Source organism: Streptomyces sp. NPDC057002 (genome assembly GCF_042673825.1).
GTDB lineage: Bacteria > Actinomycetota > Actinomycetes > Streptomycetales > Streptomycetaceae > Streptomyces.
The window spans coordinates 970,860-983,240 of record NZ_JBHURZ010000002.1 but is presented as its reverse complement, the minus strand read 5'-3'; the positions used below and the strand labels follow the sequence as shown (position 1 = coordinate 983,240).

At 71.7% G+C, this 12,381-nt stretch carries 12 protein-coding genes; 7 read left to right on the top strand and 5 right to left on the bottom strand.

Translation table 11 applies throughout. From position 1 onward, the window contains the following. Positions 1-51: 51 nt before the first annotated feature. Positions 52-1,263 (top strand): cytochrome P450, encoded by a 1,212-nt coding sequence (locus ACFT32_RS12475; protein ID WP_382488389.1) that lies wholly within the window; start codon positions 52-54, stop codon positions 1,261-1,263. 21 nt (positions 1,264-1,284) lie between these two features. On the opposite strand, the gene ACFT32_RS12470 is transcribed toward ACFT32_RS12475, so the two are convergent. After that, on the bottom strand, positions 1,285-3,000 hold the full coding sequence (locus ACFT32_RS12470; protein ID WP_382488388.1) for an IlvD/Edd family dehydratase: 1,716 nt from the start codon (positions 2,998-3,000) through the stop codon (positions 1,285-1,287). Positions 3,001-3,182: 182 nt separating this feature from the next. On the opposite strand from ACFT32_RS12470, the gene ACFT32_RS12465 reads away from it, so the two are divergent. The 5 genes from ACFT32_RS12465 (at position 3,183) to ACFT32_RS12445 (ending at position 6,753) form a co-directional block, all read left to right on the top strand. Beyond that, positions 3,183-3,701, top strand: coding sequence for a hypothetical protein (locus ACFT32_RS12465; RefSeq protein ID WP_382488387.1), 519 nt, complete (start codon positions 3,183-3,185; stop codon positions 3,699-3,701). Between the two features lie 210 nt (positions 3,702-3,911). Further along, a complete protein-coding gene (locus ACFT32_RS12460; protein WP_215123733.1) occupies positions 3,912-4,052 on the top strand; it encodes a lasso RiPP family leader peptide-containing protein in 141 nt (46 codons plus the stop codon). A gap of 103 nt (positions 4,053-4,155) precedes the next feature. After that, positions 4,156-6,012, top strand: coding sequence for an asparagine synthase-related protein (locus tag ACFT32_RS12455; protein WP_382488386.1), 1,857 nt, complete (start codon positions 4,156-4,158; stop codon positions 6,010-6,012). Continuing rightward, complete coding sequence (locus tag ACFT32_RS12450) at positions 5,993-6,250, top strand: lasso peptide biosynthesis PqqD family chaperone (protein WP_382488385.1); 258 nt, start codon at positions 5,993-5,995, stop codon at positions 6,248-6,250. The genes ACFT32_RS12455 and ACFT32_RS12450 overlap by 20 nt, the downstream gene beginning before the upstream one ends. Further along, positions 6,247-6,753, top strand: coding sequence for a lasso peptide biosynthesis B2 protein (locus ACFT32_RS12445; RefSeq protein ID WP_382488384.1), 507 nt, complete (start codon positions 6,247-6,249; stop codon positions 6,751-6,753). Before ACFT32_RS12450 ends, ACFT32_RS12445 begins: the two co-directional genes overlap by 4 nt. Here the strand turns inward: ACFT32_RS12445 and ACFT32_RS12440 are convergent. The 4 genes from ACFT32_RS12440 to ACFT32_RS12425 form a co-directional block, all read right to left on the bottom strand. Next, a complete protein-coding gene (locus ACFT32_RS12440) occupies positions 6,638-6,901 on the bottom strand; it encodes a helix-turn-helix transcriptional regulator (RefSeq protein ID WP_382488383.1) in 264 nt (87 codons plus the stop codon). The two genes, ACFT32_RS12445 and ACFT32_RS12440, sit on opposite strands and share 116 nt — an antisense overlap. 214 nt (positions 6,902-7,115) lie before the next feature. Then, complete coding sequence (locus tag ACFT32_RS12435; RefSeq protein WP_382488382.1) at positions 7,116-7,679, bottom strand: snapalysin family zinc-dependent metalloprotease; 564 nt, start codon at positions 7,677-7,679, stop codon at positions 7,116-7,118. Next, positions 7,661-8,242: an HAD domain-containing protein gene (locus ACFT32_RS12430; protein WP_382488882.1), complete on the bottom strand. Its 582-nt coding sequence runs from the start codon at positions 8,240-8,242 to the stop codon at positions 7,661-7,663. Before ACFT32_RS12430 ends, ACFT32_RS12435 begins: the two co-directional genes overlap by 19 nt. A gap of 399 nt (positions 8,243-8,641) precedes the next feature. Beyond that, on the bottom strand, positions 8,642-9,595 hold the full coding sequence (locus ACFT32_RS12425) for a phosphotransferase family protein (RefSeq protein WP_382488381.1): 954 nt from the start codon (positions 9,593-9,595) through the stop codon (positions 8,642-8,644). Between the two features lie 135 nt (positions 9,596-9,730). Between ACFT32_RS12425 and rph the strand changes: the two genes are divergently transcribed. Then, a complete protein-coding gene (gene rph, locus ACFT32_RS12420) occupies positions 9,731-12,349 on the top strand; it encodes a rifamycin-inactivating phosphotransferase (RefSeq protein WP_382488380.1) in 2,619 nt (872 codons plus the stop codon). Positions 12,350-12,381 lie beyond the last annotated feature (32 nt).

Here is a 12,381-nt window from a genome sequence, read left to right as displayed (position 1 = left end):
TACGGTCGGGGCGGCTCGAAGATCGCATTCGGAGATCACAGGAGGAGCGCCGTGAGCGTTACCGCCGAGCGTCAGCAACTACCCTTCCCCAGGCCGAACGTCCTCGACCTCGCGCCGCTGTACGACGTGCTGCGCCGGGAGGCGCCCGTCACGCCGGTCACCACCCCGGCCGGGGATCCCGCCTGGCTGGTCACCCGCTTCGAGGAGGTCCGCGACCTGCTCAGCGACAAGCGACTCGGCCGCTCCCATCCCGAACCCGAACGTGCCTCACGCCTGACGTCCGCCGCCGTACTGGACGGACCCACCGGCAACTACGACACCGAGGAGGCCGACCACACACGGATGCGCCGGCTGCTGACCCCGGCGTTCTCGGCCAAGCGGATGCGGATGCTGACCGATCACGTCCAGCGCCTGGTCGACGACTGCGTCGACCAGCTGATCACCGAGCACGCCGCCGCCCCCGGCGGGGTCGTCGACCTCCAGTCCGGGCTGGCCTTCCCGCTGCCGGTCGCGGTCATCTGCCGGCTGCTCGGCGTGCCGGAGAGCGACCGCGAGCGCTTCGCCTCGCTGTCGGAGCGCATGTCCAACTACGCCATCGGCGACGCCGCCCACCAGGCGCGGGACGAGTTCAACGAGTACATGACGGGACTCGCCGAGGCGAAACGCGCGCAGCCGGGCGAGGACGTGATCTCGGACCTGGTCCACGCACAGAGCGCCGACGCGGACTACGACTACGCCGACATGATCCAGCTCTGCGTCGGGCTGCTGTTCGCCGGACACGAGACCACGGTCAACCGTATCGGCCTCGGCACGCTCTTCCTGCTCACACGCCTCGACCAGTGGCGGACGCTGACCGCCGATCCCGACGGCCGGGTCAACGCCACCGTCGAGGAGATCATGCGGCTGGGCGCGCCCGGCGACCTCGGCCTGCTGCGGTACGCCCACACCGATGTCGACGTCGCCGGTGTCACCATCCGGCGCGGCGACGCCGTCGTCCTGTCGATCAACGCCGCCAACCGCGACTCCTCCGTCTACACCGACGCCGAGACCTTCGACCCCGACCGCCCCGAACGCAACCACCTCGGTTTCGGCCACGGCGTGCACTTCTGCATCGGCGCGAGCCTGGCCCGTGTCGAACTGCGCATCGTGTTCGCCACCCTGGCGCGCCGGCTGCCCGGCCTGCGGCTCGCCAAGGAGCTGGACGAGCTGGAGGTGCGCACGACCCTCACCGGCGGTGTCACCGAGTTGCCCGTGACCTGGTGATGTTCCCGAGGTGACCCGGTGTCAGTGCGACTCGCGGGTCACCTCGGAGCCGCTGGAGCCCACGAGGAAGTCGAGATCGGCGCCGGTGTCGGCCTGGAGGACATGATCGACGTAGAGGCGTTCCCAGCCGCGCCGGGGGTTGGCGAAGCCGGTGACGGTGGCCTTGCCGGGGCTTCTGCGGGCGAGTTCGTCCGCGGGGACGTCGACGTCGATACGGCGCGCCGCTACGTCGAGGGTGATGAAGTCGCCGGTTCGTACGAGGGCGAGCGGGCCGCCGGCCGCGGCCTCGGGGGCCACGTGCAGGACGACCGTGCCGTACGCGGTGCCGCTCATCCGGCCGTCGCAGACGCGGACCATGTCACGAACTCCCTGTTCCAGCAGCTTCTTCGGCAGGGGCATGTTCGACACCTCGGGCATGCCCGGGTAGCCCTTGGGTCCGCAGCCGCGCAGGACGAGGACGGAGTCGGCGTCGACGTCGAGCCCGGGGTCGTCGATCCGGGCGTGGAAGTCCTCGACGCTGTCGAAGACGACGGCCCGGCCCCGGTGCCGGAGCAGGTGCGGAGAGGCGGCGGCCGGTTTGACGAGCGCGCCGTCGGGGGCGAGGTTGCCGCGCAGGACGGCGATGCCGCCCTCGGCGACCAGTGGTTCGGCACGGCTGCGGATGACCTCGCCGTCCCAGATCTCAGCGCCGTCGAGGAAATCGGCCAAGGGCCTGCCCGTGACGGTCAGCGCCTCGGGATCCAGCAGGTCGCGCACCTCGCGCAGGACGGCGAGCAGTCCGCCGGCGCGGTGAAAGTCCTCCATGAGGAAACGCCCGGCCGGCTGGAGGTCCACCAGGACCGGAACCCGGGAGCCGATGCGGTCGAAGTCGTCGAGCGTCAGGTCGATGCCCAACCGGCCCGCGATGGCCAGGAGATGGACGACGGCGTTGGTCGAGCCGCCGATCGCGGCCAGCGCCACGATGGCGTTCCGGAAGGACGCCTCGGTCAGGAACGTCCCGGGTCGCCGGTCGGCGCCCACCATGTCCACCGCCAGCCGGCCGGTGTGGTGCGCGGCCTCCAGCAGACGGCTGTCGGGGGCCGGGATGCCCGCGGTACCCGGCACGACCGTGCCCAGCGCCTCCGCCACCAGGGCCATCGTCGAGGCCGTGCCCATCGTGTTGCAGTGGCCGCGGCTGCGGATCATCGCCGACTCGGAGCGGGTGAACTGTTCCTGGGAGAGCGTGCCCGCGCGGACCTCCTCCGACAGCTTCCACACACCCGTGCCGCAGCCCAGCAGGCCGCCACGGAAGGTGCCGTTGAGCATCGGACCGCCGGGCACCACGACCGCGGGCAGGTCCACCGAGGCCGCGGCCATGAGCAGCGACGGGATCGTCTTGTCGCAGCCGCCGAGCAGGACCACGCCGTCGATGGGGTTGGCCCTGAGCATCTCCTCCGTGGCCATCGCCGCCATGTTCCGCCACAGCATGGCGGTGGGCCGCACCTGCGTCTCCCCCAGCGACACCACGGGCAGGTCCAGCGGGATGCCGCCTGCCTCGTACACGCCGTTGCGGACCGAGGCCGCGACCTCGTTCAGGTGCGCGTTGCAGGGAGTCAGGTCCGAGGCGGTGTTGGCGATCGCGATCTGAGGCCGGCCGGTGAAGGCGTCGCCCGGCGCTCCGCGTCGCATCCAGGCCCGGTGTATGTAGGCGTTGCGGTCCTGTCCCTCGTACCACTGCGCGCTGCGGAGCCTCTCCATGGAGCCCTTCCGATAGACGGTACGGAGGTCTGAGTTCCGGAACGTCATGAAGCATAAGCAGCCGGTCGACGGATCGACAGACCGCGCCGAGCGCGTCGGAAACCCGTCAATATTCGCCCTGGCGGCGCCAGAACCCCGTCAGCAGGGGCCACAGAGCCCTTACGGGCGCCTACCTTCAGGGCATGGAACGGAGCTCACCGGCAGCCCCGGTCGGCGACCGGCACTGGCGTGACGGTGCGCGGCTCGCGGTGAGCTGCGCCCTGGTGTTCTGCGCCATGTGCCTTCTCGTCGACTGGGACGGCGGAAGCCTGACGCTTCTCCGTGCTCTGCTCTGGGGCGTCCTGTCGGCCACGGTGCTGGGCGTCCTGCTGCCGCCGCAGGTCAGCGCGGGCCCCGGCTGGCTGGCGGTACGCACCCCTTGGCGCCGGATCGTCGTCCGTACGGACGCGCTGACATCCGTACGTCAGTACGACGGCATCTCGTCCCACCTGGTCCTGCGGGACGCTTACGGCCACCGCCTGGAACTCGACCCCCGGATCCTCGCGGCCAACCCCATGCTCTGGCACGAACTCGACACGGGCGTCCGCCGCTCCCTGGAGCGTGGCACGCTGCGCCACGGTACGGACGTCCTGGACCGGCTCGGCCACCGCATCGACGACGAGACGGGGAACGCGGTGTTCCGGGCATCGGGCCTCTCCTGACGCCGCCGGCGTCACAGGGCAGGTGAGTGGTGGCGGCGCGTTCGGGAGTCCGGCCGCGCGCCGGTGCACCTCCCCGGCACACGCCGGGCGTCGGTCTCTCATCCCTCACACGATGGGTTTGTCCGGGTTCCCCTGGCCTCGTCCGGTTCCGGGATGCGTAACTGCTTGACCGGGGGCGGGAATTCCGCCCCGCGACCGGAGGTGACCGCTGTGAACGAAGCGCTCATGGCCATGGAGACCGTGGACTTCTACGAGCCGCCGCTGCTGGCCGAGGCCGGGGCCTACGCCGACCTCACCCAGGGCGAGGGAGGCGGGGAACCCGAAGGCGAGTTCTTCTACCACGACGAGTGACCACGCCCTCGCACCGGCCCGCGGCCCTCGCGCCGCGGGCCGGTACCCGGCCCGCCCCGTCACCCACCCCTCCGTAGTCACCCACCCCCTCTTGGAGAGGCCCATGCGCTCCGCCCAGGGCTGCTGGTTCGTCGTTCTCCCCGACCGGGACATCCACCCCCGCGTCATGGCCCGACTCCGGGCCACCACCCGCCCGGACGCGCTCCGGGTCGTGCCGCATCCCTCCGGCCGGCCGTGGCTGGCCGGCCGCTGGACCGGCGAGGAGATGACCGTCTGCACCGCCGGCGCGGTACGGCTGGCCGTGGCCGGGACCTGCTCGCTCGACCCCGCGCAGCTGGCCGTACGGGCCCGGCGGATCGGCGATCCGGCGCACATCGAGGCGGCGCTGTCGGGGGCCCACGGCTGTTTCCATGTCGTCGTCTCGGTCGCCGGGCACACCTATGTGCGGGGCAGTCACTCGGGGCAGCGGAGGGTGTTCCGGGCGGAGGTGGAGGGCGGCACGGTGTGTGCCGACCGCTCGCTGACACTCGCCCGGCTGACCGGAGCCGAACTGGACACCGCGCAGCTGGCCCTGCGCCTGGCCGGTGGCAGCGTCCCGCACCCGCTCGCCGGGGGTGCTCTGTGGCGCGGCGTCCACGGCGTACTTCCGGGGCAGGCCCTGGAGTCGGGGCCGGACGGCCGGGTGCGTACGCGCAGTTGGTGGCAGCCGCCCGTGGCCGAGCTGCCGCTGGCCGAGGCCGCCGCCGGTCTCGGGGAGGCACTGCGCCGGGCGGTCGCACTGCGGGCCGGCCCCGGTGATGTGGTGGGCGCGGATCTGTCCGGCGGCATGGACTCCACCTCGCTGTGCTTCCTGGCCGCCGAGGCGGGCGCGCGGCTGGTCGCCGTCACGCTGGACTGGAGCGCGCCCACCAACCAGGACCGTGCCTACGCGGACCATGCCGCGGGCCGTCTGCCCGGCCTCGAGCATCTGGTGTTCCCCTCCGCCGGTCTGCCGGACCACTTCAGCGGGCTCGACGAGCACGGCGAGCCCGCCGACGAACCGACGGCGGCACTCCGCGACCGGGCACAACAGCGGCACCTGGCCGAAGCCATGCTCGCGCGCGGCGCCGGACGGCGGCTGTCGGGACACGGCGGCGACCATGTCGTCCAGCCGCCGCCCGCCTATCTGCACGGGCTGCTGCGGCACTCGCCGGCGGCCGGGCTTCGGCATGCCGCCGGGCGTCGCGCGCGGCACCGCTGGCCGCTCGGGGCGACCGTGCGCGCCCTGGTGGAGGGCCGCTCGTACGCGTCGTGGCTCACCCAGGCCGCTGAGCAGCTGCTCTCGCCGGCGGCACCGACGTCACTGGGCTGGGGCCCGGGCCCGCGGCTCCCGGCATGGGCGAGCGCACAGGCGGTCGAGTTGTGCCGCGAGCAGTTGCGCGCGGCGGCGCACCAGGCCGAACCGCTGCACCGTGACCGCGGCCGGCACGCCTGGATCCGGACGGCGCGGCAGGCAGGCCGGGCCGCCGGGCATCTCACCCACCGCGCCGCGCTCGCGGGCCTGCCCGCCGATGCGCCGTTCTGCGACGACGCCGTCATCGACGCCGCCCTGGCCGCCCGGCCGCACGAGGCGGCGACCCCCTGGTCGTACAAGCCGCTGCTCGCCGCCGCCATGGACGGCCTGGTACCCGACCACATCCTGCGCCGGACCACCAAGGACCACTGCGGGCCCGAATGGCGGGAGGGCCTGCGCCGGCACCGGCCCACCCTGGCCGCCTGGGCCGAGGACTCCCGGCTGGTGGCCGCGGGAGTGGCCGACGCCGATCACCTGCGCCGGGCCCTGCTCTCGCCCCAACTGCTCGCCGGCGGGGCCCCGGAGCTGGAGGCCACGCTCGGCGCGGAGGGCTGGCTGCGCGACCTGGAACACCACGATGCCCGACACGACGCACAGGAGAAGGACGTTGCACCGACTTCGCCCTGATGTCACCGCCTGCCCCACGGACGACGGCATGGTGCTGCTCGACGAGCGGACCGGCCGATACTGGCAGCTCAACGGCACCGGCGCACTCGTCGTCAAGGCGCTCCTCGACGGCGCCGCACCGGATCAGGTGGCCGGCCGCTTGGCCGCGACCCGCCCGGTGACCCGCGAGCGGGCCGCCGCCGACGTCACCGCCCTCCTCGGCCACCTCCTCAAGGAAGCGCTGGTGACCGGCCGGTGAGCCAGGTCCTGGACACCGGCGGCGTCCGGCCGCCGGTGGGCCGCCGCATCGCCGCCCGCACCGCCGTCGCCGCCGCCCGGCTCATCGCGCTCCTGCCGCCCCGCCGTATCCGCACCGCCCTGCGCCTGGCCCGCCGCGGCGCCCGGCCCGCCCGCTACGGCGAAGCCCTCCGGGCCCGGCAGGACGTGACCGCCGTCAGCATCCTGTGCGCGGGCCGCTACTGCCTCCCCCGCTCCCTGGCCACCGCCCTGCTGTGCCGGATGCACGGCCACTGGCCCACCTGGTGCTCCGGGGTACGCACCTCGCCCTTCGCCGCCCACGCCTGGGTGGAGGCGGAGGACCGCCCGGTCGGCGAACCCCCGGACACCGCCACCTACCGGACGCTGATCACGGTGGAGGCGCCGCGCGGCGGGACAGGTCGTCCAGGGAGTGTCTTCGCCATGTGCTGGGGCTGGTGCCGTAGGTCTCGCGGAAGCGGCGGGAGAAGTGGGCGGGATGGGTGAAGCCCCAGGAGCGGGCGATGGCTTCCACGGTGCGATGAGCCTGTTCCGCTGCGGCCAGGTCCTCGCGGGCGCCCTCGAGTCGGCAGCGGATGACCCATTTCTCGAGGCTCAGTCCGCCTTCCTCGCACAGCCGGTAGAGGGTGCGCACGGAGATGCCGTGCGCCCGGGCGACGCGCTGCGGCGTGAGATCCGGCTCGGTGAGGTGGGCGCGGAGGTAGGCGAGGACCCGCGTGATCAGGGTCTCCCGCGCCGCCTCCCGGCGCGTGGGGTCATCGCCGGCGGGCCGCGAGGAGGAGGCCCGACGCGCGAACGCCCGCCCCGGTTACGGGGGCGGGCGTTCCTCAGGTGTGGTGCGGCACGAGTCAGTCCACGATCACCTCGGCACGTGCCGCCGGGGCAGGCCCGACGAGCGCGCCGCCGAAGTTCCCCTCGACCTCTGTCTTCTCCGCCGCGTTCGGGTACGGGTTCGTGCACGCGGTGCCCGCGGTGGAGCCGGACATCAGGCTCGAGCACGGTCCGGGCTTGCGATCGGGCAGGCCCAGGATGTGCCCGAGTTCGTGGGCGGAGATGCGAATCGTGTTGTAGCCCTGGTTCACGGCCTGCCGCCCGATGTAGACGGTTCCGTTGCCCAGGGTGGTGGGCAGGGCGCGCGGCCAGCCGTTGTCCGCGAGCACCCGTATGTTCGCGCGTTGCCCGGCGGCGGCCGGCCGCAGCTCGACGGCGTCGACACTCTCGTTCCAGATGGCCGCGCCCCGGTCCACCGCGCTCCTGAACTCCGCGGAACCGCTGGCGTCGTAGAGGAGGACACGGGCGGCGAGGGGAGCGCCCTCCGCGTCGGGTGAAGCGGCCACGGCCTGGCCACCGGCCAGGGAGAAGGACATCACCAAAGCGGCGGCCAGGCCGCCGGTCAGCGTACGGACGTGCATGATCGACCTCCTTGTGAGGAAAGGCAGTCGTGCTCATGACATCCGGCGAAGTCGGCTTCGACGATGCCGCGCCGAGGATCGACCCGGTGCAGTAGCGCGGGACCGTCGTGATGCTCCTTCACCCAGGCGCGATCCGCCTCTGTGATCTCGTCGTCGATCCAGACAAACGCCCGGCCCCGCGCCCACGCGACGATCTCCGGCGTCTTCCAGAACACACCGGCGCCGCCCCCGCCCCGCACCGAGGACCAGACGATGAAGGGCAACTCGGGAAGTCCCAGAACCGGGGCGATGAAGGCATTGGCTTCCTCCTCCCACGTCGTCGCCCACACCAGGTCGAAGGGAAGCGCGTCCAAGGCCGGGCCGTGACTCGGGTTGAGCCACACACGCAGCGGTTTCACCGGCCTGTTCGGAAGCCCCCACTCAGTCAGCCGGCGCCGCTCGGCGGCCACCCAACGAGGCGTCAGCAGCCGGTGCGTCTCGTAGCCCTCAGGCCGTCGGTGCGGCTTCGCGGCATACGGATTCAGCGGTCCGTCCACATCCAGCAACAACACCGGACGCACCAGCCCACCCCCCTCCGGCCTGCCCCGCACGGTACTGGCCTTCGGCGTGACCGCCCAGTGAAATCTTGCAGCGACTGCTTCCGCGCGCCCGTCAAACGCGCCTGGCGCCATGAGTCGGCAGCTTGGCGACCGGCGCGGGCGCGCCTACGCAGGAGTCATGGATGGTTGGCTCGTATTCATCATTGTGGTGGGCATCGTCTGGACGATCTATGAGTACACGCGAGAGCTCCCGGCCGGAGCGTGTCTCGACTGCCGGGGCCGGGGCAGGACGTTGACCCGGGAGTACTCCGTGATGAAGGAGGGCTACAGGTCGGAATGGACGACGTGCCGTAGCTGTCGAGGCTCCGGGAAGGCGCGGTAGCAGCGACCCATCGTGCAGGAGGGAGGGCCGGGGCCGCCGCGCTACGCGCTGAACACGGCGTTGCGGCGCAGCTGTTCGGCGCACCACCGGAAGTGCCCGTCGCTGTCGTCCGGGCCGAAGAGGTCGTACGTGGTGAGGGCGTATGCGGCCTGGTAGGCGGCGAGGGTCGCCGGCGCGTGTCCGAGCTCGTGTGCGAAGAGCCGGGTGAGTTCCGCTGTGTGCTCCTCGGCGTGTGGCCCGTACATGTCCCAGACGGCAGCGGTGACGGCGGCTTCGAAGGCCGGGTCGCCCGCGGTCGTGTAGAAGCCGAAGTCCAGTACGGCGACGGGCCGGCCGGCCGCGTCGACGTGGATGTTGGGCGGGACGAGGTCGCCGTGGATCGCGCTCACCGGGGCGTCGGGGAGCGACCGCAGTGCCTCTTGGGTGCGTTCGACTCCCCCGTCGAAGTCCGGCACATGGACAGCCAGGGCGGCACCGTGCCGGGCTGCGGCCCGGGCGACCAGGGCCGCGAGCGCGTTCTGGAAGCGGTCGTGATCCCGCCACAGTGGACGGTCGTCGCCCTCCACGGTCAACTGGCGCATGGCGTCGGTGCCGGGCACGGAGGCCAGGCCACGCAGCACGGCAAGGAGCCCGTCGCTGTACCGGGTGGGCAGCTCACGCTCGTAGTCCGTGTGCGCGGAGTCCGCCCGCATCGAGACACCGGGCAGCTCGCGCTCGTACGTCACCAGGACGCCCTCGTGCTCCTCGGCGTCGAAGATCTCCGGGGTGGCGAACGGCAGTGCGTGCCGCGCGATGTCCTCGTACACCTGGCGGATGAGCTCGAATCCGGCCGGTGGCCGACCGCTCCACACCTTGGCGACCCGGCCCTCGTCCAGTCGGTAGACGACGCCCTCGACACCGGCGCCGATCCGGCGGACCCTCGTGTACCCACGGTCGGCGAAGCGTGCGGGCCACGGAAGTGCGCGCGGGGCTTCCTCGTTCTGAATGGTCTTCACGACAAAAAACAAAGGCAAGGAGATCTCTCCTTGCCCTTCTCAACTTATAGCGCACCGGGGGGCTTGCGGCAAGACCCCGGTGATGGCACAGAATCTCCGGCCGAGGCCACAACCTGGGGATATAGGGGGCACGGTATGCGCGTGTTGTCGACTGATGAGGCTCGACAGTATGTGTGGGATCTTCAAGAGGTCGAAGAGACACAGGTCTCGGTCGTCGGCGGCAAGGGCGCACACCTGGGCGCGCTGTCGCGGATCGAAGGCATCAGCGTTCCGGCCGGCTTCTGCGTGACGACGGACGCCTTCCGGCGGATCATGGCGCAAGCCCCGTCGATCGACGATCGGATCGACCGGCTGTCGCGTCTGAACCCGGACGACCGGGACGCGATCCGCACACTCAGCGCGGAGATTCGCCGGGACATCGAAGGGATCGCCCTCCCGGACGAGCTCGCGGCGGCGATCACCCGCCCGCTCACCCGGCTCGGCGAGCAGGCCGCCTACGCCGTACGCTCCAGCGCGACGGCGGAGGACCTGCCGACGGCCTCCTTCGCCGGCCAGCAGGACACGTACCTGAACGTCGTGGGGCCGACGGCGATCCTCCGGCACATCAGCCGGTGCTGGGCCTCGCTGTTCACCGAGCGGGCCGTGACCTACCGTCAGCGCAACGGCGTCGACCACCGTACGGTCCACATGGCCGTGGTCGTGCAGCGGATGGTCTTCCCCGACGCGGCCGGCATCCTGTTCACGGCCGACCCCGTCACGGGCAACCGGAAGGTCGCCACCGTGGACGCCGGCTTCGGCCTCGGCGAGGCCCTGGTCTCCGGCGTGGTGAACCCGGATGTCTTCAAGGTGCGGGACGGCGAAGTCGTCGCCAGGGCGATCGCCGCCAAAGAGCGGGCCGTGCACGCCCTGCCGGACGGCGGTACGCAGGAAGTGGCGATCGACTCTCGGCGGCAGGAGCAGCCGGCGCTGACGGATGCGCAGGCCGTGCGGCTCGTGGAGCTCGGGCGGCGGATCGAGGCGCACTTCGGCCGCCCGCAGGACATCGAATGGTGCCTGGTCGACGACGACTTCCAGATCGTGCAGAGCCGGCCGATCACGACGCTGTTCCCCATCCCCGAGACCGGCGACCAGGAGAATCACGTCTACGTGTCCGTCGGCCATCAGCAGATGATGACCGACCCCATGAAGCCCTTGGGGCTCTCCATCTGGCAGCTGATGGCCATGGTGCCGATGCACGAGGCCGGCGGGAGGCTGTTCGTCGACGTCACCCAGCGCCTGGCCTCGCCCGCGAGCCGCGCCGGGCTCCTGGACGTCATCGGGAAAGGCGATCCGCTGACCCGGGACGCTCTGGAGACCGTCCTCGACCGCGACGACTTCGTCCCGTCGCTCCCGGACGCGACTCCCGGCGGGCCGCCGGCCGGAGGTGCGCCCGCCCCGATCGAGACCGATCCGGCCGTCGTCACCGAGCTGATCGAGCGCAGCGAGGCATCCGTCGCCGCCCTGGAGGACGACATCCGGACGAAGACCGGCCCTGCGCTGTTCGACTTCCTGCTGGAGGCCTTCGAGGAGCACAGGCGAGTCCTCAGTGATCCGCTGAGCATGCAGGCGATCATGGCGGGGATGGAGGCCACATGGTGGCTCAACGACAAGCTGCGGGAGTGGCTGGGCGAGAAGAACGCGGCTGACACGCTCACCCTGTCCGCCCCCGACAACATCACCTCGGAGATGGGACTGGCGCTGCTCGACGTCGCGGACGTGATCCGCCCGTATCCGGAGCTGGTGGCGTTCCTGAAGGACGTCGAGGACGAGGACTTCCTGGACGAGCTGCCGAAGCTCGCGGGCGGGACCGAGGCGCGCGACGCCATCGAGGCCTATCTCGAGCGGTACGGCATGCGCTGCGTCGGCGAGATCGACATCACGAGGCCGCGCTGGCGCGAGCGCCCCACCACGCTCGTGCCCGTGATCCTCGACAATGTCAGGAACTTCGAGCCGGGCGCCGCCGAGCGGCGTTTCGAGGAAGGCCGGCGGAAGGCGCGGGAGAAGGAACAGGACGTGCTGTCGCTCCTGCGGGCCCTGCCGGACGGGGAGCGGAAGGCCGACGAGGCCAAGCGGATGATCGACCGCGTCAGAACCTTCATCGGGTACCGGGAGTACCCGAAGTACGGCATCGTCAGCCGCTCCTTCGTCTACAAGCGGGCGCTGCTGGAGGAAGCCGGGCGCCTCGTGCGGGCCGGCGTGCTTCCCGAGAAGGAGGACATCTTCTACCTCACGTTCCAGGAACTCCACGATGTGGTGCGCTCGCACCGGGTGGACGACCAGCTCGTCCAGCGGCGCAAGGAGGCGTTCCGGTCGTACCACGCGCTCACACCGCCCCGGGTGCTCACCTCGGACGGTGAGGCCCTCTCCGGGGCGTACCGGCGCGACGACGTGCCGGCCGGTGCCCTGATCGGCCTCCCGGTTTCCGCCGGGACCATCGAGGGGCGGGCTCGCGTCGTCCTCGACATGGCGGACGCCGATCTCGAAGCGGGCGACATCCTGGTCACGGCCTTCACCGACCCCAGCTGGTCGCCGCTGTTCGTCGGAATCGCGGGCCTGGTGACGGAGGTGGGCGGCTTGATGACCCATGGCGCGGTGATCGCCCGGGAGTACGGCTTGCCTGCCGTCGTGGGCGTGGAGCAGGCCACCCGGCTGATCCGCGACGGGCAGCGGATCCGCGTGCACGGAACCGACGGATACATCGAGATCCTGTCCTGACCGGTGTTCCTCGCCCGGCCTGTGTGGCCGAG

Bases quoted from the DNA above. Each gene is read 5' to 3' on its own strand.
- ACFT32_RS12470 (WP_382488388.1), bottom strand. From the start codon at position 3,000: ATGGAGAGGCTCCGCAGCGCGCAGTGGTACGAGGGACAGGACCGCAAC.
- ACFT32_RS12465 (WP_382488387.1), top strand. From the start codon at position 3,183: ATGGAACGGAGCTCACCGGCAGCCCCGGTCGGCGACCGGCACTGGCGT.
- ACFT32_RS12455 (WP_382488386.1), top strand. From the start codon at position 4,156: ATGCGCTCCGCCCAGGGCTGCTGGTTCGTCGTTCTCCCCGACCGGGAC.
- ACFT32_RS12435 (WP_382488382.1), bottom strand. From the start codon at position 7,679: ATGCACGTCCGTACGCTGACCGGCGGCCTGGCCGCCGCTTTGGTGATG.
- rph (WP_382488380.1), top strand. From the start codon at position 9,731: ATGCGCGTGTTGTCGACTGATGAGGCTCGACAGTATGTGTGGGATCTT.